16 protein-coding genes and 3 pseudogenes are annotated in these 22,965 nt (G+C 56.8%); 12 read left to right on the top strand and 7 right to left on the bottom strand.

The genetic code is table 11. The features are described from left to right. Nucleotides 1–59 precede the first annotated feature (59 nt). The 3 genes from QMX82_RS05250 to QMX82_RS05240 all read right to left on the bottom strand — a co-directional run bounded on the left by QMX82_RS05250 (nucleotide 60) and on the right by QMX82_RS05240 (nucleotide 6,607). Nucleotides 60–4,835, bottom strand: coding sequence for a DUF3320 domain-containing protein (locus tag QMX82_RS05250; RefSeq protein WP_282281423.1), 4,776 nt, complete (start codon nucleotides 4,833–4,835; stop codon nucleotides 60–62). Nucleotides 4,836–4,902: 67 nt separating this feature from the next. Next, on the bottom strand, nucleotides 4,903–5,502 hold the full coding sequence (locus tag QMX82_RS05245) for a hypothetical protein (RefSeq protein WP_282281422.1): 600 nt from the start codon (nucleotides 5,500–5,502) through the stop codon (nucleotides 4,903–4,905). Nucleotides 5,503–5,581: 79 nt separating this feature from the next. Next, nucleotides 5,582–6,607 carry a DUF262 domain-containing protein gene (locus QMX82_RS05240; RefSeq protein WP_282281421.1) on the bottom strand — a complete coding sequence of 342 codons (1,026 nt, stop codon included), beginning with the start codon at nucleotides 6,605–6,607 and terminating at the stop codon, nucleotides 5,582–5,584. A 496-nt stretch (nucleotides 6,608–7,103) separates the two neighbouring features. On the opposite strand from QMX82_RS05240, the pseudogene QMX82_RS05235 reads away from it, so the two are divergent. From QMX82_RS05235 to QMX82_RS05205, 7 genes and pseudogenes are all read left to right on the top strand, one after another. Further along, nucleotides 7,104–7,256, top strand: a pseudogene (locus QMX82_RS05235) (WYL domain-containing protein); the annotation flags it as partial. A 280-nt stretch (nucleotides 7,257–7,536) separates the two neighbouring features. Then, nucleotides 7,537–7,869, top strand: a complete 333-nt coding sequence (locus tag QMX82_RS05230) for a hypothetical protein (RefSeq protein WP_282281420.1) — start codon at nucleotides 7,537–7,539, stop codon at nucleotides 7,867–7,869. Nucleotides 7,870–7,975: 106 nt separating this feature from the next. After that, a pseudogene (locus QMX82_RS05225) lies at nucleotides 7,976–8,945 on the top strand (DUF932 domain-containing protein). A 147-nt stretch (nucleotides 8,946–9,092) separates the two neighbouring features. After that, on the top strand, nucleotides 9,093–10,097 hold the full coding sequence (locus QMX82_RS05220) for a YqaJ viral recombinase family nuclease (RefSeq protein ID WP_282281419.1): 1,005 nt from the start codon (nucleotides 9,093–9,095) through the stop codon (nucleotides 10,095–10,097). A gap of 72 nt (nucleotides 10,098–10,169) precedes the next feature. Then, nucleotides 10,170–10,667: a RadC family protein gene (radC, locus tag QMX82_RS05215; RefSeq protein ID WP_145250685.1), complete on the top strand. Its 498-nt coding sequence runs from the start codon at nucleotides 10,170–10,172 to the stop codon at nucleotides 10,665–10,667. 170 nt (nucleotides 10,668–10,837) lie between these two features. Next, nucleotides 10,838–11,035 carry a hypothetical protein gene (locus QMX82_RS05210; protein WP_282281418.1) on the top strand — a complete coding sequence of 66 codons (198 nt, stop codon included), beginning with the start codon at nucleotides 10,838–10,840 and terminating at the stop codon, nucleotides 11,033–11,035. A gap of 134 nt (nucleotides 11,036–11,169) precedes the next feature. Then, nucleotides 11,170–11,454: a hypothetical protein gene (locus QMX82_RS05205; RefSeq protein ID WP_282281417.1), complete on the top strand. Its 285-nt coding sequence runs from the start codon at nucleotides 11,170–11,172 to the stop codon at nucleotides 11,452–11,454. An 873-nt stretch (nucleotides 11,455–12,327) separates the two neighbouring features. On the opposite strand, the gene QMX82_RS05200 is transcribed toward QMX82_RS05205, so the two are convergent. Next, the gene (locus QMX82_RS05200) at nucleotides 12,328–13,686 is read right to left on the bottom strand and encodes a hypothetical protein (RefSeq protein WP_282281416.1); all 1,359 of its coding nucleotides are present in this window, start codon (nucleotides 13,684–13,686) and stop codon (nucleotides 12,328–12,330) included. Between the two features lie 642 nt (nucleotides 13,687–14,328). Between QMX82_RS05200 and QMX82_RS05195 the strand changes: the two genes are divergently transcribed. The 4 genes from QMX82_RS05195 to QMX82_RS05180 are packed head-to-tail and all read left to right on the top strand — an operon-like array spanning nucleotide 14,329 to nucleotide 19,905. Beyond that, nucleotides 14,329–14,784, top strand: a complete 456-nt coding sequence (locus QMX82_RS05195; RefSeq protein ID WP_282281415.1) for a hypothetical protein — start codon at nucleotides 14,329–14,331, stop codon at nucleotides 14,782–14,784. After that, entirely contained in the window at nucleotides 14,777–15,409 is a 633-nt protein-coding gene (imuA, locus tag QMX82_RS05190) for a translesion DNA synthesis-associated protein ImuA (protein WP_282281414.1), read from the top strand. Before QMX82_RS05195 ends, imuA begins: the two co-directional genes overlap by 8 nt. 12 nt (nucleotides 15,410–15,421) lie before the next feature. Next, nucleotides 15,422–16,834 (top strand): Y-family DNA polymerase, encoded by a 1,413-nt coding sequence (locus QMX82_RS05185; protein ID WP_282281413.1) that lies wholly within the window; start codon nucleotides 15,422–15,424, stop codon nucleotides 16,832–16,834. After that, nucleotides 16,831–19,905, top strand: a complete 3,075-nt coding sequence (locus tag QMX82_RS05180) for an error-prone DNA polymerase (RefSeq protein WP_282281412.1) — start codon at nucleotides 16,831–16,833, stop codon at nucleotides 19,903–19,905. The genes QMX82_RS05185 and QMX82_RS05180 overlap by 4 nt, the downstream gene beginning before the upstream one ends. 37 nt (nucleotides 19,906–19,942) lie before the next feature. On the opposite strand, the pseudogene QMX82_RS05175 reads toward QMX82_RS05180, so the two are convergent. Continuing rightward, nucleotides 19,943–20,230, bottom strand: a pseudogene (locus QMX82_RS05175) (helix-turn-helix domain-containing protein); the annotation flags it as partial. 216 nt (nucleotides 20,231–20,446) lie between these two features. Here QMX82_RS05175 and QMX82_RS05170 point away from each other — a divergent pair. Beyond that, nucleotides 20,447–21,190: a hypothetical protein gene (locus QMX82_RS05170; protein WP_282281411.1), complete on the top strand. Its 744-nt coding sequence runs from the start codon at nucleotides 20,447–20,449 to the stop codon at nucleotides 21,188–21,190. A 16-nt stretch (nucleotides 21,191–21,206) separates the two neighbouring features. On the opposite strand, the gene QMX82_RS05165 is transcribed toward QMX82_RS05170, so the two are convergent. Together QMX82_RS05165 and QMX82_RS05160 are read right to left on the bottom strand one after the other, a co-directional pair. Further along, nucleotides 21,207–22,256, bottom strand: coding sequence for a YagK/YfjJ domain-containing protein (locus tag QMX82_RS05165; RefSeq protein ID WP_282281410.1), 1,050 nt, complete (start codon nucleotides 22,254–22,256; stop codon nucleotides 21,207–21,209). Nucleotides 22,257–22,596: 340 nt separating this feature from the next. Beyond that, nucleotides 22,597–22,830 (bottom strand): helix-turn-helix transcriptional regulator, encoded by a 234-nt coding sequence (locus QMX82_RS05160; RefSeq protein WP_282281445.1) that lies wholly within the window; start codon nucleotides 22,828–22,830, stop codon nucleotides 22,597–22,599. Nucleotides 22,831–22,965 lie beyond the last annotated feature (135 nt).

Raw genomic sequence — 22,965 nt, 5'->3', positions numbered from 1 at the left:
CTTTATAGAGGTCTATCGCGTTGCCACTTGCTCGCACCGTAGCAGGAGCAGCTAAGTGTTCAAGCGGACGCAGTTGCTGCCGTGACAACACCACCATCGACCACCTGCAATCGTCCCTCAGCGGCAAGCGTTTCAACTCTCGTATCAAGCATGCCTGCGATCTTCGAAGTGGCACGCCCAAAGCCCAAGAGCCTGAGCGCACCAGAAATGGCGTCCTCACGACTCATGGAGAAACCGAGGGTTACCGTTTGGACTAATGCTTGATCCAACTCCTCAGGCGCTACCCACTCGAGCTTGCGCTCGGACGACTCCCAGTGAGCTCGGCTGCGAATGGGTGTAGGCCCACCGTCCACCGAGTAAATGAAGCCTCCACTGCCCTGAAACAGTCTGTGCCGAACGCCAAGACGAATAGCGTTCTCCACCGCGACTGTGATCCTCGACCCAGCCCGGGTCACGCCAAAGGCTTCCATCAGTCGTCGAGTGATTTCACCGGTATGCACCGGGGCCTCAACAGCAACCACGGTTCGAATCATCTGCATCAGATTCTCAGGTTTTTCTTGATGCAGCTCAGTCAACGATGCCACTGGAGCCAGGCGAGCCTTCACGTAGGGTTGACTCAAACTTGGCATGGACTCCTCAGCTGGAGCCCCTCGAACGATCTCATGCTTCGCCTCTGGCACTACTTCAGGGGTGGCACGACGACCCTCTGCAATTTTGGCCCGGGCGGCCTCAACTGCTGCCACCGCACGGGCTATTTCCTGTTGCGGATTGCGGAACCAGTCAGTACTCCAGATGCGGTGGAAGTTCCAACCCAACCCCTCAAGCACGCCTTGACGCAAGCGGTCGCGGTCCCGAGCTGAACGCGAGCTATGGTAAGCGGCGCCATCACACTCGATTGCCAGCACATAGCGCCCGGGATACTCAGGGTCTTTGACTGCGATGTCGATAAAATACCCGGCAGTTCCCACCTGCGGTTCAACCTCATAGTTGCGCTCACGTAACGCTTCTATGACTTCTAGCTCAAACGGTGAGTCGGCGGCCTTGCCGGTCTCTCGGGCGACTTCGAGCTCTCCGGTTTCAGCAAATTTGAGGAAGTTCTTCAGGGCCCTTACACCGAGCGGAGCGCCAGCATCAATCTCCAGTTCGTCAGCCCTGAAGTTGCAGAACACCCGCATAGCCATTTTGGCACGCGTGATCAGTACGTTGAGGCGACGATGCCCGCCGTCGCGGTTAACCGGGCCAAACTCTTTGGCAATCCGGCCGGACTCATTGCGACCATAGCCGATGCTGATAAAGATCTTGTCTCGCTCATCACCCTGGATGTTCTCAAGGTTTTTGACGAAAAACGGCTCACTGCCCTGAAAAGTGAAAAATGCCTCAGCCTCTGGCATCTGTCGGCGTAGCAATTCGATCTCGACGTGGATAAGGTCGCGCTGCGCCACACTGAATGCTGCGACACCCAGCGATAGCTCAGGCGTTCGAAGTGCATGCTGCATAACGGCCTGCGCAACTGCTTTGGCCTCCCCTTTGTTGGTGCGGGTACGACCTCGGTCATACAGCGCATCAGGCAGGTAGTCGAAGCTCACCCCACTGGCGTGCGGATGCTGGCCCGCAGAGGGGAAGACCACCAGCTTGCTGTCATAGAACTCGACGTTGGAAACCGCAATCAACGACTCATGCCGGCTCCTGTAGTGCCAGCGGAGATAGCGCTCTTGGCTACCTGCCGCCTTGAACATGCTCAGGATGCTTTCAATGTCGGCGGTAGCAGCATCCTCATCATCCATTTCGACATCACGACTGAAAAAGTCAGTGGGGGGCATCTGCCGAGTATCCCCGACCACCACCACCTGCTTACCGCGCATGATGGCGCCGAATGCATCGACAGCCTTCACCTGAGAGGCCTCGTCGAATACCACTACGTCGAACTCCAGCTTTCCTGGAGGAAGAAAGTTCGCGATCGACATGGGGCTCATCATGAAGACAGGCTTGATCTGCTGGATCGCCCGACCGGCCCTCTCAATTAGTTGCCTGATCGGGATATGTCGGCGCTTCTTGTTCAGTTCAGCCCGTAACACCGCCATTTCACCGGGCTGGTTGATGTTGGGCATCCCCTCCCAGACCTTTTTAGCCAAATGCGTTTGCGCATGATTGAGGGAGGCCAAATCGAGCGACTTGAACCTCGCAATTTGATGCTCATGCTTGATCCGGTCGAACTGCTGTAGCGCTGGCTTCTCGGCATATACCCGTTGTACCAAGCCTGAATACCAAGAGAAATCCAGAATTGCCGGTAGCTGTTTTGGTTCATCACTGCTGATGGCAATATCCAACAAGCGGTCCAATTCGGCCTTGCGCAACTGTTCCGCCAACACATTGAACCGTGCCATCTGATACAGCGCAGTCAGACTTTCCTGCCACTGCTGCAAACGCTCGCCAAGAGCCGCCAGGCCAAGTGCCCTGACGTCAGCCTTGGCGTTCTCCGCCTGCATACCGGTGACTTGAAGCGCGCTGCGCAAGGCCTTGTCTAAACCAACAACATGTTGCTCTATTCCGGTAACTGCGTCACCCAAACCACTGGCATCGGTGTGCCCGGCCAAGAAGGCAATGATGCCTTGTGGAATCTGCCCATTCCCCAGATCGTCATGCAGCTTGATCACCCAAGCACTCAAGCGCTCAAGCACCGCCCAATCCGTTTTCTGACGTTGCCATTGGGCACCGAAAAGTGCGCTCCCTAGCGCTTCGTGCTGGTCATAGACCTTCTTGTTCTGTTGATAGGTCAGTACCGAATCAACCAGCTCCAGCATGCCCGCATTAGTCTTGGGCAATGTCTCACGGGTAAGTCCCTGGAGACGCGTACGTGCCGCCCGGAAACGACCCGAGAAAATCTTCCACCACTTGTCGCCGTAGGCCAGCAGACTCTGTCGAACCTCTAGGAGATCCTGCTCCCAGGCAGCATCGATCAACTGGCCGTCATATTTAGCGCGGCAAGCCGTCATATGCTCGCCAGCCTCCAACAGCTCACGAATGACGTCACGCCTGGATTGCCACTCGCCCGTAGAAAGATGTACCCCTTCGAGTCGCGGAGCTTCGGCCGCACGCCGTGCGGCACGGCACACCACATCCACATCTGCCAAGGTGGCCGGCTGAGTCAGCATTAACCGCTCAGAAAGTGCTGCGGCTGCCGACTTCAGTGCATTAAGGTGCGAGCCTGCCAACTGCAGGGCATCGTTGGCGCTGCTCTGGTCGATAGGCGAAAAGAACGTCCGCTCACTGCCCCAGAATACACTCCGGTCAGGCCGTCCCATCTCCTCAAGGTGCAGCACCAGTTCCTCAACCAACTCACGCCGTTTTTGCTGCTCGGCATAGCTCCAGGCCGCCATAGGCGCGAAAGGAATGACCGGCAATCCGGAATAGACACGCTTCAGCTTCAGGTAACGACCAAGCACATCAACAAAAGGCAAACCGCTCGCGCCTGCGGAGGCACTCACAGCCTCGCAGTACTGATTGAGGCCATCTTGCAGCTCTTTCAAACTGGCAAGGTCTTCCTCGCCTACTTTGGTCAGTGGTCGCCCCTGATCCAGAGTTCGTCCTAGCTCCTTGAGCACAGACTGCTTTGTGGACTTGTGGCTATGCAGTTCAAGAACGGCATCACCCAAATGACTTTCATCCAGACGACGCTTAACCACCTCAAGTGCCGCCATTTTCTCGGCAACAAACAACACCGTTTTCTTCTGGCCGATCAGCTCGGCGATGATGTTGGTGATCGTCTGTGACTTACCTGTACCCGGTGGTCCCTGAATAACCAGGTTGGAGCCCTCACGCACCTCCAGAATGGCTTCTGTCTGGCTGCTGTCGGCATCCTTCACAAACCGTACATCGCCCGGTTTGATCACCGAGTCGATATTCACATTCTCCGCATACGCCGCGCCCATATCCCCGAAGCCGGAGCCAAGCAAGCGCTTCATCACGCCATTGGCATCGGGTTGCTTCTCTTCCGGCCAGCTTTTCGGGTCAAGATCCTTGAACATCAAAAACTTGCCGAACGAAAAGAAGCCCAGCGCAATCTCGTTGCTGGCTACCCTCCAGCGCCCCTGTTTGCTGATTACATCAGCAACATCGCCATAGAAGCGTCCAAGGCTGCTCTCATCGGTGGCGAAGCTATCCTCGTCAAACGCGCAGGAAGCCATATCCAAACCAAAATCCGTCTTCAGCTTGGCCACCAGCGAAAGGTTCGCCATCAGCTCGTCACCCGAGTACTTCAGCTTGAAGGCATCTTTGGCGCCACTGCGTTCTAGACTGACCGGCAGTAATAGCAAGGGAGCTTTACGCAGGTTCTCGGAGCTATCCGCTTCGTACCAATGTAAGAAGCCAAGAGCCAGGAACAGCGTATTTACGCCCTGCTCCTCAATAAAGCCTTTAGCCTCGGTGTGAATCTTCAGCAGCTGCAAGAACAGACGCTCATCATCGATGGCCGTCTGCAAGCGGGTATCCAGATGGCGACGGGATCTGCCTGACTCATCTTCATCAGCCTCGTCGGCAACACTGGACCAGTCCAGGGTGTCCAGCTCATGCAGCAACTCTGCGTCGCTGGCGGTGTCACCCTCAGCGTCTTCGGGCTTGGCAGCTTTTGCCAGCTCGGCCAGTTTCTTGCGAGCCATAGGCGCAAAAGTCATGGCCTTTTCTTGGCGGTAGAGGATGCTGAACACCTCCTTGGACAGCTCATCAACTATCATCAAGGTCTTAGCTGTTTTGCGGAAATTGAGCATGTTGTTGCGAAGCCCGATGTCCAGCAGTTCTTTGCGGCTGCTCTGTAGTTTCTGGCTGATCACTGCACTCATAGGAGAACCCACTATCTAAAACTGCAAATCAAAACGGTTGGAATCGCCCAGGTACCGGAGTAGAGGCTCATCGGTGAGCAGCCAACACGGCGGATAGCGCATGAGCCAAGGCATTAAAGCCGCCATCCTTAGAACCGATAAAGCGCACATCCAAACCGTCAGGAGTCGACAGATTAAGCTGGCTATATGCACAGATCGGTAGTTCCGGATTGTTCTTGAAGCGCCGATCTGGGCCGCCTTTTTTGTTGACGTAGTGCCAGGTCTTATCGACGACCCGCGCATCACTCGGAACCGACTCACACTCAATGTATTGGACAGCCGAACTGACCGCGGACAAGTTGACATACTCGATTGCGCCCACCGCGTCACCTTGAAACGCAAGCACGCGATCTGGGTAAAAGGCCAACGTAGTTTTGTCTGAAGTGAGCACCGGCACCGGCACATTAGCTATAACACCCGGCGCATGCCCAAGCACCAGCTTTGCCCCGCCTAGCTTGAGCCCCTGACCGGCGCCAGCCGAATACTTGGTGTCCGCATAACGGGCAGTCGAGGCAATGGACTTTAGTTTGCGCGCCATCGCAGCCTGTTTAAGCGCACGACACAGGCTCTCAAAGAGCTCGTTAGTGACCTGGTCCGGCTCATAGAAGAGAACCGTCAGTTTGCGCATCTGGTCGCGCCAGTAAACCCACCCAGTAATCGCAGCAAAGACGGCAAACGTCACCAGACGAAGAACTGGATGCCAAGACTCACCAACACTCAAGAACAGGAAAAACAAAACCAACAAGCCAGCGCCGACAAAGGGCCATAAGCACCTCGGCCTGGGCGGCCTTCAGCTTGGCAAACTGCTGATCGCGAACCACTGCCGAATAATCACCCGTATCGGCATCCTTGCCTCGCAGCACCTGGTAGACGGACTTCAGACGGGCACGACGAAACGCCAGCGCCACCGACACCCGTAAGAGCTGGTCAGGGTCAGGTTCGATAAAGTGATTGAACGATGACTTGCTCTGGGCGGGCTGCCTGGAGTCCGCACAGAACTTCTCCAGCGCCAGTCGCCCTTCATGCCAGAACACAGAGAGCAGGGTCAGGATAAAATCCGCCTGGTTGAGCTTCTTGCCTTCACTATTGATGCGCACGAAGATCTCGGCGACATGCTCTTCATCCACGTTCTCGGCAATCTCCAGCGCCGTAAACGGGTACCCCTTGAGGTTGATCAACTGCTGGATGTTGTCGGCAATGCGCTCTTCTTCCGCCTCATCCAGCGCTTCGCGCTCACCCAGCTTGTAAATGAAGGCATTAATCAACTTACGGCTATTTTGCCCCTCTGCCCACAACAGGGAGATATTGGCGATCCATTCCGGGTCACGCCGGATGCTGTTATCCGCCACCTCAAACCGCCCACTGCGCGGGTGGAAGGCAATTTCGATCTGCCGCTTCTGGTAGTTCAAATCGAGCACAGTTTGCCCGCGGAACACCGCATAGAGCGATGTCAGCCGCTGTTGCCCATCCACGATCAAACGATTGGGGACGTCACGCACCTTAGGGCCGCTGCCGATGTTGCGGCTCTTGTCATCACTCTGGTTGGCCCAGAACAGGAAATAGCCCACCGGGAAGCCGCGGTACATTGAGTCAAACAGATCGCGAACCTTGGTGTTCTTCCAGACAAAGGGCCGCTGAATATCCGGCAAGCCAATATCGCCTGTCTCAATGTAATTCAGCAGATTGTCCAGACTGTAATCGACCCGTTTAAAACAAATGCTACTGTCAGCCATTACTTCCTCCTTGCTCCATGTAATTCTGACCAGCTAACCGCTGTCCTTGCCCAAGTTGAAGCGCACCATCGGAGGCTTCACTGAGTGTTTCAACTGCACACAACCGCACGGCTAGCCGCCATAGCTAACCAGCCAAGGCAGCAGATAGATCTGAAGGACCCAGAGCGAACCTTGCACAATTTGGGCTGATGAAACTGGAAAGCCATTCCTGGGAGACCGCGACCAACCTTTTGTGACCCTCATCACCTTATCCAGTGACAAGGCATGGGTAAAGAGATACCTTGCTTTTTTGCCGGTTTAGTCAGTATGCCGGCGCGCAGTCCGTGTATGGGCGTTTTAGCCACATCGCCACGCCCCAGCCAGCTTGGGCTCGGCGCGTCTTGAGAGCGAAGCTCGTCTTGATGAAGCACTGCTGCCCCTTACCCCGATGCTCCAGAGCATTACCATCCTCAGAAATCACCAGGTCGGTTTCGAGGTTTGAGCGAGCGCCTGAGCGAACCTCAAACTCGTCATCGAGACCCGCACCCCTCTGGTGCAGTACGTGCTGCAGCGCTACCAGATAGATCCCGCCAAGGTGCATACCAAGGCTATTGCCCAGCAGATCGTGGTAGGCAATTTAGATGAGTTGCGAGACTGGCTTTACCACTGATAAGGATTTGCCTCTCGCTCGACCTACCCCTCTCAAATCTAGGCCCTTCGTAGCGACTTTATCGACATAAGGGGCAATAATCCCTATGAAATTAGAACCTTACGATGTTTGACCGCTTACTTGTACGCTTACTTAATCGGTAACAGCACCCTCAAGCACCCAACCAGCCCAGGTTCACGTGACCCAACTTGATTCGAAAAATCTTCAGACCTGTATTACCTAAGGGAAGACGGGCAGCTAACGCCCTCTTCAGTCCTTCCCTACGTATGGAGTCTGAACGATGTCGATCCACTGTCCTTCCTGCAATTCCGAGCGTGTCCGAACGCGCAATATCGCCCGCAAAGTGGGCGGGGCTGCTGGCGCCGCGGGTGGTGCGGCGACGGGCGCTGCTAATGCGGTGTTGGGTGCACGCAGCGGTGCGGCCATAGGCGCCGTCGCCGGGCCGGTGGGCATGGCGCTGGGTGGCCTGGCGGGCTCCATTCTTGGCGGCTTGGCCGGAGGTGCCGTGGGTAGCTTGGCTGGCGCCCGGCTCGGCGAGGAGATCGATGCACGGGTGCTTGATAACTTCGAGTGCCAGGCCTGCGGCCATGTGTTTTCCGATCACGACAGTTGACGCTTCTACTGCGACAAGACGTGTCCAGCGCCCTCCCTTTTTACTGATTCTTGTGCTCGGTGCTGTTGAGCCGAGCGTGGCCAGCCTCGCTGGCAAGGAGATCCTAATGGCTCGTCTCATCGAGCAAATGGCTTATGTCGGTGCCACGCCCTGGCATGGCCTCGGCAATCGACTCACACGAAAACAACCCCTCGAGACCTGGCAACGCGAAGCCGGTACGGACTGGCGGATTCTCGAAAGCCAGGTGAATTTCAAGTCGGACGCTATCGGAAGTCTAGGCACAATCCGCTCGCTCCCAGAGCAGAAAGTCCTGTATCGCTCCAACACCAAGGCGCCGCTGTCGGTGGTCTCGCAACGCTACCAGGTGGTGCAGTCTCACGACGTGCTGGAGTTCTACAGGGATCTGACCGAGGTGTCCGGCTATGGGCTGGAAACCGCTGGCGTGCTCAAGGGTGGCCGCAAGTTCTGGGCCCTCGCGCGCACCGGGCAAGGTGCAGCGCTCAAAGGTTACGACCAGATCAACGGCTACCTTCTGCTGGCCACCTCCTACGACGGTACCCTGGCCACCACGGCAACGCCGACCATCGTGCGCGTCGTGTGCGACAACACCCTTACCGTCGCCCTACACGGCGCCGGCCGCGCGATCAAGGTGCCCCACAACACCCGCTTCGATCCCCGGTCGGTGAGAAAGCAACTCGGCATCGCCGTCTCGCAATGGGACGACTTCATGTACCGCATGCGTGCGTTGGCCGAACGCAAGGTGCAGTGTCACGACGCCCCGGGGCTTCTTCATGAACGTACTGTGCGAGATCTCACCGACCGCCACACTGCCGGACGTGCTGCCGAACGAACGCGCACTGCGCAAGGTGCAGGAGCTCTACGAAGGTCGGGGTCGTGGCTCGAACCTGGAGTCAGCTCGCGGTACGGCTTGGGGCCTGCTCAATGCCGTGACCGAGTTCGTCGACCACGAGCGCCGGGCGCGCGGTACCGAACACCGCCTGGACTCGGCCTGGTTCGGCCAGGGTGCGCAGATTAAGCAACGTGCTTTGTCGGCCACACTTGACTTGGTGGCCTGACGGGTTCCCCTCCTCGCTATTGGCCACGCCCCCCCCACGGCAGAGCCAATGCCATTCCAGATTCGAAGCGCTGTTACCTACTTCCTAACACCTAGCTCAGGCGGCCTCGTGTCGGCTGAGCGTTTTATGCCGCACAGGAGACTGCTCATGAGTCGTTCATCCCTGATCACAACGCAGCAACACCCTCGTCCACTCCTCCACCTCGTCACCACCGCTACAGCTTCTCGCCTTGCAGCTCCTGAAGCTCGGCCTTTGAGACTTTTCAGCCAAGACGCTGCAGCGGCCCTGGGGCTGGATCCTGACAAATCTCAGCTGGAGCTCTGGCTAGAGAAAACTGGACGGCAAACGGCTGCTCTGGAGAACGATCTTCGGGACGACAGCACGCCAGCGTTCTGGCCAAGCGTACTCGAGCCCATCATCGCTTGGCGCTACAGAAGGAGCACCGGCCGCAAGGTTCGGCGCTACAGCCGGGAGGTGTCCCATGCCTCGCCCGATCTACCCTGGATGATTGCCCGCATTGAACGCGAAGTGCTGGATGACGAAGACGTCCAGTTGCTCGTGTGTAGAGCAGTGGGTGCCAGCGAAGTCCACCTCTGGCAGGAAGGCGTGCCGGTAGCTATGCGCCTGCAGGTCATGCACCTACTGGCAGTGACAGGTAAACACGCGGCCGACGTGGCCGTACTGCTGGGTGGTCAGCAGTGGCAGATTCATCGTATCGAACGCGATGAAGACAGCATCACGCAGCTGATCGAAGGGGAGCGGCAGTTCTGGCACTACCTGGACACGGATTGTCCACCGCCAGCCGATGGCTCCGCCTCTGCAGGTAAGGCACTCGCGCGCCTGTATCCGCAGGACTCAGGCGCGCGGCGTGACTTTCGCCAGCAAGCCGGTCTCCTTGCCATCTATCTGGAGCTGAAGGTGGTGCGCCAAGCACTCCAGGCCAAGCAAGCGCGAGCAGCAGAACTCCAGCAGCGTCTCCAGCAGGCCTTGGGCGACGCCACCTATGGGGATTTCCCGCATGGGTCCATTCGATGGCAACGGGGCCAGGACCGCATGGTGCTCGATGTCGAGCGCCTGCTGCAGGACCACCCAGAGCTACTCGAGCGCTACGCCAAATACCTGCCAGGAGAGCGGCAGTTCTTCATCAGTTAAATGCGGCAGCCCTGCCCTCCCTGGCCTCTGCACGTCCCTTTTTGAAACCTAACCTTTGTCGCGAGACCTCTCATGATTTCGAGCAAGCTCAAAGCTGGCGAAACCGCTGGCAGCTATCTCATCGACTCTCCGGTGACCGAAGCCGACATCCTCGGCATCGCTAGGCAACTCGTTGCCCAGCGATTGAGCAAGGGCAGCAGTTTGACCGAGCCCCAACAGGTCATTGCCCATCTGCAGACGTTGCTCATCCAGCAGGAGCGAGAGGTTTTCGCCCTGCTGCTGCTCGACAGCAAGCATCGCGTGATCTGCTACGAGGAGTTGTTCCAAGGCACCCTGGATGCGGCGAGTGTCTATCCGCGCGAGGTGGTGAAAACCGTGCTGCGCCACAACGCGGCGGCGGTGATCTTGGTGCACAACCACCCCTCGGGAGATCCGGAGCCAAGCCAGGCAGACCGTCGTCTCACCCAGACGCTCAAGGAGCTGCTGAACCTGGTGGGTACCCGCACCCTGGACCACATCATCGTGGGACACGAGGGCTGCGTCTCAATGGCGGAACTGGGCCTGGTCTAGCCTGCGATCTGCTCCGCCTGCCTAACAGCCCCCCGCTGACACTTAGCGCTCCGCGCGCTTTACCAGCACGTCTCTCCCCCTTCCCTCATGACAACTATTGGCTCGACCGCCAAGGCACGCGCTCGTGTCCTGGTTGCTTGGCCAATCGCTAACTGACTGGAGATCCAGCTATGCCGCTTCTGCGATTTCTCGCCTTGCTCTTCGTGTTCGTTGGGTTACTGGCCAGCAGCCTGCTCGCTGTCGGCCTTGTGGTACTGATGCTGCGCTTCTGGCCATTGGCCGTGGCAATCGCTCTGGCACTAGCGCTTTTCGGCAGGCTGCTTCGCCGTTCCGGTACCGCGTTCAGCACCCCATCCACGACGGCATAGGGGCAGGCCTGATGGCCTGCCCTTTCTCATTCTAGATAGCCGTTCTGCCCCTTTTTCTGACGAGAGCTTTAGCCATGCCCACACCTTGCTTGATCTGTAACTCATCGGTCGTGCTGTCCAAGGAGGCAGCACAGGTGATAGCCAGCCTCATCAGCAGCTTGAACGCCTTTCTAAGGGGTATTCAGCCACCGACCGAGCCTGTTGCTATCACTCAACTGGGCCAGCGCAGTCCGCTGGAGGAGGCCTTCAATCACATGCTTCAGGGTATGTCCGCGGTTCACACGAGCTGGCCCGATACCCATGCCTTCATCAAGGACGTTCATCGCCATCAATTCATGGACTACCAGTGCCTGTGTCTGCGCTGTGGTGCCAAGTATGACGAGCCAACGACGTCTACCGGCCAAGCGACGGCGACCTGATCGTCGGAGGGCAACCGTCATCCCTGGCGCAGGCGCTCACCCAATCCCAGTACTAATCCGAGCATCAGTTGTCGGTCCGCCCCGGTCAGGGCGTCCAATAGGCAACTAGTCTGGCGCGTCCTGCTACGCCAATGATTTTGACACTGAAGGTGTTCGTGAAGCGATCGTGGAAGCAAGCGCCAAAGCGCTTCGCTGAAATGCGTGTCGCGCGCAATAGCAATTTTTTGGAAAACCTAACGGGTGATTAGATTCAGTTGTAAGGCATGCCTTAAAGCTGGGCAATTGTTCGACACTTGCTACAAGCAACCTTTGCCAATTGATTAAGAGTAATTTTTAAACAACATAAATCAATGGCCTGCCGTTAATGCGCCACACCACTCCCAATCGCTGTGCGAATGAAAATATGAATTCATCTGCAGCTCCAAGAAACTCTGCCGAAGGCAGAGTTTTTCTGCGCGCGGCTATGCTTTCCGATTGATTTTACTCTCCCACGTCATGAAACCCAAAAATACCGCGGCCAACAGCATAGCGGCTTTGAGGCAGATCAGATTTTCGTTCATGTATACGGCAACCTCGGCAATTGTCATTGCTCTTTTTCTCCTTAGCGCAGGCATAAGCACCTACCTATTCAGAATGCCTGTTGCAAGGACTGGAAGCAAGTAGGCACCTTTCTAGAACGCCGATATACTAGCCTGAAAGACCTTTCAGCATGCCGTTTTTTTGACCTGCGCCGTCAGCCGACACATTTAGCCATAAGGAGGTGCACTGTATTTTCAGGCCGCGGCACTATGTATCGCCAACAATGACAGGAAGACTCAGGCCTTGCATGCTACTGCTGCCCGCCCGCCCGCCCGCGAGGGTGACACAAGAAAACTAATCTGGAAGATATTCAACAGACTGGTTGTACGCCGAATAATACGCATAACACTTGCCAAAATCGAACTTATCGCCTGCAGCGCAATACTCACGTAATCTCCCGTCTTTTTGTACCAAGGACCTGTGTACAATAGTTGAAAGCAGCGCTATGACGTTCCTATTGAAAATATCATTATGATTTTTGATAAATGATTTTGGTACCGAAATGAAATCTATTGGATCGTGATCAAAACATGGCAACCGGCTCACCTCGCGACCACCAGTCGATGAACAATATGATTCAAAGCCCCAACTTTTCATTTTAGTATTTGGCAAAGACAGAATACTTGAGCTCATAAATATATTTCTATTGTGACCAGCGGTTACGCCCGACGCCAATTCTTCAAAAGTTTCTGCATCCACCAGCAAGTCATCCATAAAGCCGGTTCTAAATAAAGCGTAATTACCAATCGTCTGACTGTCTAGTTGCGACTCATTAAGTATATAGTTTCGCTCGAAGTATACTCTTTCTATGTCCACCTGACTCCATCGGCCAGCCATTCCTAAAAAACGGCCAATAGGAAAAAGCATGTTTGTAGGTATGTCAGCTCGAGAGCTTACAACATACATAACTGGCGGGAGGGGCTCTCCTTTAGCACCAAGACGCATACTGCTTTCCTTCAAAAGCAATGCTTGATTTGCTTCAATGGCAGGATTTAAAAGAACAACGCCATCTCCGAAGGTCCTAAGCCCACGACCTTGTTCAGCAAGTTTCATTCTTTCCAATAACGTGTCATGCAGGGCAGACAGAGTGATTGCGGCACCAAAGCTGTGTCCAATTGTCAGCATAAAATTCGATTTTTTTTTGCTTGAAATATACTCGAGATCACCGAGGAGTTCCGTTACGCCACCTCGACCAACTTCTTCTGCTACTGCTTTTCTATCCCAGAAGGTCGTGTTTTCCAGCTGCAGACCATGGAGACTTAACCCACGCCACCCAACGTATATTCCGACTATTTGCTTTTTTCCTACAGCGTTTGATCGCGCTATAAAATCCAAGGCTTTTTCAAAGCTTTTTACGTTACCGTCTTGTGTCGAGGCATTGTGCTTCCACCCATGACTAAAGACAATTATCGCTATGTCACCCTTTTCTTCTTTATCCTTAATTATTTCAAGAATCTTTGCTGTATTTTGCGGTGAAAAATCATTACCCCTCTCAGAAAACTCTACAAACCCTAGATCATACCCCGGATGCTCTTCATAAAAATATCCGCATCCATACGCATGACCGGTGCATGTTCCATCAGCGGTTCTGAAAGGAGCATTTGAAACACAACCGCATAACAAAGTCGCGAACACCAAGCTACATATCTTCATGGCTTTGCCCTTCTCGTAGTATCCGCATGTAACGTTAGACGCCAGGCAGATAAAATTTACGGCTGACCACAATGGACTGTTTCGGAGCTTTTGAGCATTTTATTCTGTCCACTCGGAACGATAGTCGACGACCATCTTAGGCGCCAATCTGCTTTTGGCGAATAGCTCCTTGGAATGAATTATCTCAACCTAGAGTGTGCAGAACTAGTAACTCCTATATGTTCAGCAGAATGCGGCTGAGCTGGCACATACGATCTTTCAGAGCCCCACCACGCCAATAGGCAACTCCTTATCAGCTGACGGATAGTTGATCACACAGGTAGGTTGGAGATTGAGACTCAAGGTAAGACGATCAGGTCTGTAGCTCTGCTCGTTATAGCACCTCCCTGATAAGGGTAAGGTAGGCAATTCGAATCTGCCCAGACCCACCAAGCGATGGGCCATAAATTTCTTCTACCGTTCGTCGGTGTCAAGATTGCTGGGAACCCTTTCAGTGACTACTGTCTATCCATACAGTATCCTGAAAGGAGGTCTATCTCATGTCCATTTCGCGCCCCATCCCTCGTCTCTGCCACGGTTGTCCCGGTCGTTCTGTCGAGTATCAGAAGGTCATGGCTTCAGGGACTGAGCAGGTGGGCCGCTATGGACATGCTTGGTGATGAGCAGGACAGCTTCGAACAGCAGCAGTCACTCTTCCGCCCTACGGAGCTGATGTACTGCCGCAACCTCGTTGATCTGTTGACCGAGGAGCTCGACCAGGTGCGTCAGTGCCTGGGCCAAGCTCAGCGCGCTAATCGCATTCTGGTCGCTGAGCAAGATGTCCTGACGGCGGAAGTTCAGCGCCACCGCTTGCGCTACGTCCAGTTCGTACAGGAAGAGAACCAGCGCCACGTGCCTCGCGGTGACCGACTTATTCCGGACGACCGTGACGATCCCCTCTCACGTGCCCAGCGCCATATCTTGCGGCTGGAGTCGATGAACTCCGTCCTGCACGCTGACCTCTTCAAAGTGCGCGCGCAGCTGCAGGTGCTGCTGACCGAGCGTGGCAGCACGCCGCCTGCACCGACTTCTATGCAGACGGGGGTGCAGCATGGATAGCGCAGCTACCAATGTCGTTGCGCTCGACTCTCTGCTCGACAGTCGCCGCGTGTGGCGCGGGCAGAGTCCGCATGTGGACGACGGCAGCACTCAGCCAACCGGGCACGCCGCACTCGACGCCCAACTGCCCCTTGGCGGTTGGCCTGATGCCGCCCTGACCGAAATCCTGAGCGCCAGGCCGGGCCTGGGTGAGTTAACTCTCGTATGGCCAACACTGGCGCGCCTCACCGCCGCCGGCGAACGCGTGGTGTTGATCGCCCCTCCCTACCTGCTCTACCCGCATGCGTGGCTGCAGGCCGGCGTCGATCTTGGCCGGCTGAACATCATCCAGGTACAGGGCAAAGACGTGCTGTGGGCAGCAGAGCAGTGCCTGCGCTCCGGTAGCTGTGGCGCGGTGCTCTGCTGGCCCAGCCGTGCGGACGATCGCGCGTTGCGACGGCTGCAGGTGGCTGCAGAGACCGGGCAGACCCTTGCCTTTGCGTTCCGCCACCTGCGGGAAGCCGTCAATGCCTCACCTGCAGCGCTGCGCCTGGTGCTCGAGGGTTCGCCTCAGCAGCTGCGAGTGCTCAAGTGCCGCGGCGGCAATCCACCGGCGACCGCGCTGACGCATCGGGTCTGGCATTGAGGGACTACTGCCATGAAATGGGCCTGCATCTTCTTCCCGCAGTTCGCGCTGGACGGTGTGCTGCGCAATTGTCCTGACCCTGATGAGCCGCTAGTGCTGCTCCACGGGCCTATTCAGCGCCGGATTATCAAGGCGGCGAACCCGGCGGCTTTGGCGCTGGGGCTCCGGCCGGAGATGACTTACACCGCGGCTCAAGCGATCTGCCCGCAGTTTGCGACGGTGGAGTACGACGAGGCGGCGCTGAGGCGCCAGCACGAACTGCTAGCGGCTTGGGCATACGGATTCAGCTCCCAGGTGAGCCTGCACTTCGCCGACGCCCTGGCGCTCGAAGTGCAGTCGAGCCTGCCGCTCTTCGGCTCATGGCCGAGGTTCGAAGCACGCCTGCGCCAGGAGCTCACGGCGCTCGGGTTCGGCCACCGGATCACCCTGGCGCCCAATCCGGTCGCCGCCCGGGTGTTGGCCAACGCAGGCGACAGCCTGGCGGTTCGCGACGACGCAGGCCTGGCCAGCGCGATGCGGACGCTGCCGGTGGCTCTCTTGGGCTTCGAGCCTGAGATCGTCCAGGCCTTGAGCCGTATGGGGCTTCGGCAATTCAGTCAGGTACTGGCGCTGCCACGGGCCCAGCTCGCCCGGCGCTTCCCCGTGAGTTTGCTCAACCACCTCGATCAGATGCTGGGCAGCAAGGTCCTACCCCTGGAGTTTTTCCTGCCCCCGACTACCTTCAGGCTGCGGATCGAACTCAACTTCGAGGTCGAGTCGACGCAGGCCCTGCTGTTCCCGCTGCGTCGCCTGACCTCGGACCTGGCCACCTACCTCGCCGGCCGGGACATGGGCGCTCAGCGCTTCACCCTGCGCCTGGAGCATCGCGAGGCGCCGACAACCGAGATCGTCGTGGGTCTGCTTGCACCCGAGCGGGATCCTGCGCTGCTGTTCGAATTTGCCCGGGGGCGCCTTGAGCCTACCCAGGTGGTTGAACCGGTACTCGCCATCGGCCTGGTCGCCGACGAGCTGCCCTCCTTCGTCCCTCAGCACCGCGGCCTCTTCGATGAACGTCCGCAGCAGACGGTGAGCTGGGAGCAGCTCCGCGAGCGGCTGCGGTCGCGCCTAGGCGATGACGCGGTCTATGCGATCGGCGCCCAGGGCGACCACCGGCCGGAGCGGGCCTGGCGGCGAGATACGCCTTCGCTGGCACTCCAGGCATTGGGACCGAATCGACGGCCGGGTTGGCTGCTGCCGGCGCCGGAGCCGCTGGATGTCGATCAGTCACGGGTCCTAAGCGGGCCGGAGCGTATCGAGAGCGGATGGTGGGACGGTGAGGATGCCCGCCGGGACTACTACGTGCTTAAGCTCGCCGACGGGCGCACGGCCTGGGCCTTCAAAACGCCTACCGAAGGGCGCTGGTGGGTGCAGGGGTGGTTTGCGTGACACCGCGCTATGCAGAGCTGCATTGCTTGTCGAACTTCAGCTTCCAGCGCGGTGCCTCCAGCGTCGATCAGCTGTTCGAGCGGGCCAAGGCCATGGGCTATGAGGCTCTGGCCATCACTGACGAGTGCACTCTCGCCGGCATCGTGCGGGCCTGGCAGGCGTCTGAGAAGCACGGCGTCCGCTTGATCGTAGGCGCTGAGTTCCAGGTCGCCCAGGGCCCAAAGCTGGTGCTGCTAGTTGAAAACCTGCAGGGATACCAGCAGCTGTGCCGACTGATCACCCTCGCGCGCCGGCGCGCGGACAAGGGCAGCTACCGGCTCCTGCGCGAGGACCTCGACCAAGTCGCCGGCCTTGTCGCGCTCTGGGTACCGGATCGGCACGCAGAGGCAGAGTCGGTGCGCTGGTTGCTGGAGGTATTTCTCGGCCGGCTGTGGATCGCCGCCGAGCTCCACTTCGACCAGGACGACCAGGTACGGCTGCAGCAGTTGCAGGGGCTGGGTGCGGCCCTGTTGCTACCGCTGGTGGCCGCGGGCGACGTACACATGCACTGCCGCGGTCGTCGGGCCCTGCAGGACACCATCACCGCGATCCGCCATCACGTCCCGGTGGCGGAAGCTGGCCAGCTGCTCTTCCCGAACGGGGAGCGTCATCTGCGTACCCGTGAGGCCTTGGCGAGGTGCTATCCGCCCGAGCTGCTGCAGGAGACCCTGCGCATTGCCGAGCGCTGCACCTTCAGCCTGGCCGAGCTGCGCTATCAGTACCCCAGCGAGGTAGTGCCGGAGGGCCACACGGCCACCAGCTGGCTGCGGGTTCTCACTGAGGAAGGTTGCGCCTGGCGTTGGCCGGAAGGTCTGTCGGATCGCCTGCGTGCTCAGATCGAGAAGGAGCTGCAGCTGATCGCCGATAAGTCGTACGAGAGCTACTTCCTGACGGTGCACGACATCGTCCGTTTCGCCCGTCAGCAAGGCATTCTCTATCAAGGCCGCGGCTCGGCCGCCAACTCTGCCGTCTGCTTTGCACTGGGCATCACTGAGCTGGATCCAACCCGGATCAACCTGCTGTTCGAGCGCTTCATCAGCCACGAGCGGGACGAGCCGCCGGACATCGACGTCGACTTTGAGCATGACCGCCGGGAAGAGGTCATCCAGTACATCTTCCGCCGTTACGGCAGGCAGCGCGCCGCGCTCACTGCGGTGGTATCCACCTACCACGCTGCTGGCGCTGTGCGGGACGTGGCCAAGGCCCTGGGCTTACCCCCAGATCAAATCACCGCGCTGGCGGACTGCTGCGGCCGCTGGACGGACAACCTACCGCCACCGGAGAGACTTCGCGAATCGGGCTTCGACCCTGATAGCCCCCTGCTCCACCGGATTCTGGTACTTACCGGCGAGCTGATCGGTTTCCCGCGGCATCTCTCCCAGCACCCGGGCGGTTTCGTTATCGCCAATCAGACGTTGGATACCTTGGTACCGGTCGAGAACGCCGCCATGGAAGGACGCACCGTCATCCAGTGGGACAAGGACGACCTCGACGCCATGGGTCTGCTCAAGGTCGACATCCTCGCCCTGGGCATGCTCAGTGCCCTACGCCGTTGTTTCGACCTGGTCAAAGGCTATCGAGGTGAGGAACTGACACTCGCCACCGTCCCCCAGGAGGACAAGCCGACCTACGCGATGATCAGCCGGGCCGATACGCTCGGCGTGTTCCAGATCGAGTCACGCGCCCAGATGGCCATGCTGCCGCGGCTGAAGCCCCAGACCTTCTACGACCTGGTGATCGAAGTGGCTATCGTCCGGCCGGGCCCTATCCAGGGGGGCATGGTCCACCCCTACCTGCGCCGGCGGACGGGCCAGGAGGAAATCAGCTACCCGCCAGAGCTGGAGCGCGTCTTCGGCCGGACCCTGGGTGTCCCCTTGTTCCAGGAACAGGTGATGGAGCTCGCCATCCTTGCTGCCGACTACACCCCAGGCGAAGCCGATCAGCTACGGCGCAGCATGGCGGCCTGGAAGCGCCATGGCGGGCTGGAACCGCACCGGGAGCGGCTCACCTCGCGCATGCTTGCGAACGGTTATACCGCCGAGTATGCCGCGGACATCTTCCGGCAGATCGAAGGGTTCGGCAGCTACGGCTTTCCCGAGTCTCATGCGGCCAGCTTCGCCCTGCTGACCTATGCAAGCTGCTGGCTCAAATGCCACGAGCCGGCCGCCTTCGCCGCGGCATTGATCAACTCCTACCCCATGGGCTTCTACAGCCCAGACCAGATCCTGCAGGACGCCCGGCGCCATCGGTTGCAGACCCTGCCGGTGGACGTGACCTGCAGCGACTGGGATTGCAGCCTCGAGGCTGTCGCGGATAGCCCACAACCGGCCATCCGGATGGGACTGCGCATGGTGCGCGGCCTGGCCGAAAAAGCCGGACGCACGGTTGAGCAGGCCCGCTGGCAGCGGCCATTCCGCGATGTCACTGACCTGTACCTACGTGCAGGCCTCGATGCCAAGGCCCGGGAGTGCCTGGCGGACGCCGGAACGTTGAAGGGGCTGGCTGGGCACAGGTTCCAGGCGCGCTGGGCGATGGCAGCGATAGAGCCGCAGCTACCGCTCTTTGCCGAAGGCGCGGTGGTTGAGGAGGAGATCCAGGAGTTGGTCGCACCGACCGTGGGTGAGGACCTCTACTCCGACTATTCCTCGCTAGGTACCACCCTGGGGCCCCATCCGCTCACACTGCTGCGCGCGGAGCTCGCGGCCCGACGGCTGATGAGCTCGAAAGAGCTAAAAGAACGGCGCCACGGCCAGCCGGGTCGGGTAGCTGGCCTGGTCGTTGGGCGGCAGCGGCCTGGTACCGCCAGCGGCGTGACCTTCGTGACGCTCGAGGACGAGTTTGGGATGGTGAACGTGGTGGTGTGGCGAACCTTGGCTGAGCGCCAGCGGCGGGAGCTGGTAGCGTCGCAACTGCTGCGTGTGGATGGCACCATCGAAACACGTGATGGTGTACTGCACGTCGTAGCAGGACGGCTTGAGGACATCAGTGAACTGTTACAGGGCCTCGATACCCGAAGCCGTGACTTTCACTAATGCAGGCGTCGTCTCGCAGGCATCCAGCATATCCTCACTACTTCAGCCGCCGCGTCTTAGAAGGTGGATAGCCCAAATAACCTGAGTATCTTTTGCTGAAGTGGGTAGCCGAGGTGAAGGCGCTAGCGACCGCCACTTCAAGCATCGACAAGGAGGAGTGCTGTAGCAGAGAGCGGTCTTCAGTGATGCGCGGCTCAAGATAATAGCGCATGGACGCGGTATCGAGCTGCTGGCGGAACAGCCGTTCCAACTGATGGCGCGAGCGGTCGGCGTAGTCGCACAGCTGCTTGATCGTGAGGGGCTCTTCGAGATTGGCTTCCATCATGGTCATCACCTTACCTAGCAGGAGCCGTCACAGATCCGGACTCTCAATGTCTAGGGCGTGGCCCACTCCAATGCCCAGATCGGAGTCATAAGGTCCTCGTTTCAAAGCTCGTATGCAAAATCCGGGTTTTGTTTTTTTACAAGCAGGGCAAAGATTACATGTCGTCGTCACTGAGCTAGCCTTTGGCCATCCACCACCACGCGAGAAGATGGCAGTATGAAAAAATCAGGTATCGCCCCTCCAGATTTTCAGAAGGTCAGTGTAATGATCAAGAGCCAGCTCTCGCTTCTGGCGCTGGACTGGCACGGAGTGCTAGGCAGTCGGTTTGATTCGACGCAGAGCCGGCCTTCGCACTGGCCTATGGCCTTGGATTTCGAGACTCACTTAGCGCAACTCCAAGCAAAGCTAGAAAATGACGAAATTACCGCTGAAACCATGGAGAAGGATCAACAATTACAGTATCTCAATCCTCAGCAGCACGCGCCCTTCAGGACGAGTTTCAATCACGCCTGTGTTTACTTATTGCTTGCGGAAGCAGCGGCGCAAGAAGACACCCAGACTGCATGGGCCTATCTTACTCAAGCGGCCTATATCACCGGATCGGCTGTAGCAGGACGAAACTGCTATATTGGCGTCGATGCAGAAATTTACGATAACGAAAAACAGCGGGAACGATCCGCGAAAGCTAACAAAAACATCCGGGAGCACGAGCTTGTTATAAAGCTTCTCAAAGAAAACATTCCATCGCTTGGATTTTCCGGCATCACACAAGCATACCACATGATCAAATCACATCTTAGAGAGGCAATACATTCAGATGGGACCTTAGATTTCGGCAAGGACATGGAGAGGACCGTGAAGCGATGGCTAAAACCTAATCCGAATAAAACTAAGCAAAACCCTATTTTCGAGGAATACTCAAGACTTCAAGCTAGCCGCCACGATTACTATCAGCAGTAACAGCCCCAACTCATTGTTATCCCTCCTCCTTACGAGGCCTTCCTCGCCTTGACGTCGCCCTGCGAGTCGCTCCCGTCCTACCCAAACTTCGGGTATGCGGGAGCGATAATCGTAAGAGGTCATCTGCCACCGTAATGTATCTAAGGTATTGATCAAGCCCTTCCCACGCAACTTTATCGGTGTAATGCATTTGACCTAAAAATGGCTTCGGATACTTTTCCTTGTAAGCATTACAGTTGTAGTACACCCCTTTTCCATTTGTGACTTCTTTTTGCCAATATTGGCCGACTCCTATTCCTATCAAAATGTCCGCACGTACTACGTTCGCATCAAAACAAAACAGCATGTGATAGTGAAGCCCTCTCCTAACGCCGCGCTCTAACTTCCACACCACCCCCAGCAGCGGACCAAATACTCCCGACTTGACATGATTAATTAACATGTCTCGATCTCTTTGCACTCGCTCATGCAGCGCATCACCAGCTTCAACGCATGCCTTACTATAGGAAAGATCTACCCTCACCATCAGCATCCGTGCATGCGCCTCGAACATTTGGGAAAAATAATCTCTCAATGACCTCAGGTTTTTAGTGCCTGACTTCCTATAATCATACAGTTTCTGCTTAAATTCTTTACTCGCATACTCCTGTCGCAACTCCAACACGCAATCGTTTAGCTTAGATACCAGCTCTGCTTGAAATGTCTGCCTCAAAACAGATAAATGATCTCCCTTTCCGAAGAAACCATGCTTCTTAGCTATCGAACAGAAGCTTTCAAAATACGGGTTAAACCTACAATTAAAAAAAACCTCGAACACCTCCACCACTTCCAGACTCAACGTAGAAAGGAATCGATGTCCTAAGCTCGTACAAATCATACCTTCATCATCATCTATCTCTTCAGCCATCCTAAAGAGCTCATCGTCCGTATCGCTTACTCTTATCAAGACTTGGTTTAACTTGTATACGAGCGCCATTCTAACCTGACACTCGATGTTTGGTTTTATTCTGCCTTGATGATCGGCGAAATGTCCTCCAGCAAGTAGCTTGCTTTCTGACTCATTCATTCTTTTATTCTCACGCCAGAGTTAGCATCAAAGCTCATCACGGATAAAACCCACACTCTCAGTTGAGGAAATTCTTCCACCCAACTACCGAGGATCTTCAAGTAGACTTAAGATATGGCGAGACTCACCAAATAATCACTAACGATCATACACGCAGCACGCATACACTCTACATGCGCAAAAACATTACCTTTATCGTGCGCATTGCATCTTGCCTGTAATACATTTTACTTTATGCCTGTGTACTGCATTTTGCTTCGCATCGCGTATATTAAAAAAACCTTATATCCAAAATACGCCAGGCCAGCCAGCGTAAAGAGCCGCCACAGAATAACGATAATTAATTGGTTCTATTATTTGTATTTAGCTTCGATTCAATCCAAGAATCAACTTGACTCTCAAGCCAGCCGATCATACTCGAGGTTAGCCTAACCGGCTTAGGAAACGTCGAATCATACCGCGGCGACTGAGGATTTATCATTTCGTAAATTTTAGCCCTACTAACGCCTATTTTATCCCGAAGGGTATTCAACCTGATAATTCGGTGACCGCGCACATGATCGCGGCTGTCCATTTCGATTTTCGACATAGAGTCATCTCCCATACTGTGCGTGAACATGGGAGCTAGGTTACTCTCAAATCGCCAAACCGCAACGGACATAGCCCGGACTATGCATTAGAAAAAGCCCGGGAGGTGCAAGTTGGACCT

Origin of the sequence: Pseudomonas sp. PS02302 (genome assembly GCF_029959585.1) — a bacterium.
In the GTDB taxonomy this organism is placed as follows: domain Bacteria; phylum Pseudomonadota; class Gammaproteobacteria; order Pseudomonadales; family Pseudomonadaceae; genus Chryseomonas; species Chryseomonas aestiva.
The sequence above is the reverse complement of the archived record's forward strand: the minus strand, read 5'-3'. Positions and strand labels throughout refer to the sequence as shown.

What these genes read in the sequence shown, in the direction of transcription:
- QMX82_RS05250 (WP_282281423.1), bottom strand. Translation starts at nt 4,835, where the DNA reads ATGAGTGCAGTGATCAGCCAGAAACTACAGAGCAGCCGCAAAGAACTG.
- QMX82_RS05245 (WP_282281422.1), bottom strand. Translation starts at nt 5,502, where the DNA reads ATGCGCAAACTGACGGTTCTCTTCTATGAGCCGGACCAGGTCACTAAC.
- QMX82_RS05240 (WP_282281421.1), bottom strand. Translation starts at nt 6,607, where the DNA reads ATGGCTGACAGTAGCATTTGTTTTAAACGGGTCGATTACAGTCTGGAC.
- QMX82_RS05230 (WP_282281420.1), top strand. Translation starts at nt 7,537, where the DNA reads ATGTCGATCCACTGTCCTTCCTGCAATTCCGAGCGTGTCCGAACGCGC.
- QMX82_RS05220 (WP_282281419.1), top strand. Translation starts at nt 9,093, where the DNA reads ATGAGTCGTTCATCCCTGATCACAACGCAGCAACACCCTCGTCCACTC.
- radC (WP_145250685.1), top strand. Translation starts at nt 10,170, where the DNA reads ATGATTTCGAGCAAGCTCAAAGCTGGCGAAACCGCTGGCAGCTATCTC.
- QMX82_RS05210 (WP_282281418.1), top strand. Translation starts at nt 10,838, where the DNA reads ATGCCGCTTCTGCGATTTCTCGCCTTGCTCTTCGTGTTCGTTGGGTTA.
- QMX82_RS05200 (WP_282281416.1), bottom strand. Translation starts at nt 13,686, where the DNA reads ATGAAGATATGTAGCTTGGTGTTCGCGACTTTGTTATGCGGTTGTGTT.
- QMX82_RS05195 (WP_282281415.1), top strand. Translation starts at nt 14,329, where the DNA reads ATGGACATGCTTGGTGATGAGCAGGACAGCTTCGAACAGCAGCAGTCA.
- imuA (WP_282281414.1), top strand. Translation starts at nt 14,777, where the DNA reads ATGGATAGCGCAGCTACCAATGTCGTTGCGCTCGACTCTCTGCTCGAC.
- QMX82_RS05185 (WP_282281413.1), top strand. Translation starts at nt 15,422, where the DNA reads ATGAAATGGGCCTGCATCTTCTTCCCGCAGTTCGCGCTGGACGGTGTG.
- QMX82_RS05170 (WP_282281411.1), top strand. Translation starts at nt 20,447, where the DNA reads ATGAAAAAATCAGGTATCGCCCCTCCAGATTTTCAGAAGGTCAGTGTA.
- QMX82_RS05165 (WP_282281410.1), bottom strand. Translation starts at nt 22,256, where the DNA reads ATGAATGAGTCAGAAAGCAAGCTACTTGCTGGAGGACATTTCGCCGAT.
- QMX82_RS05160 (WP_282281445.1), bottom strand. Translation starts at nt 22,830, where the DNA reads ATGGACAGCCGCGATCATGTGCGCGGTCACCGAATTATCAGGTTGAAT.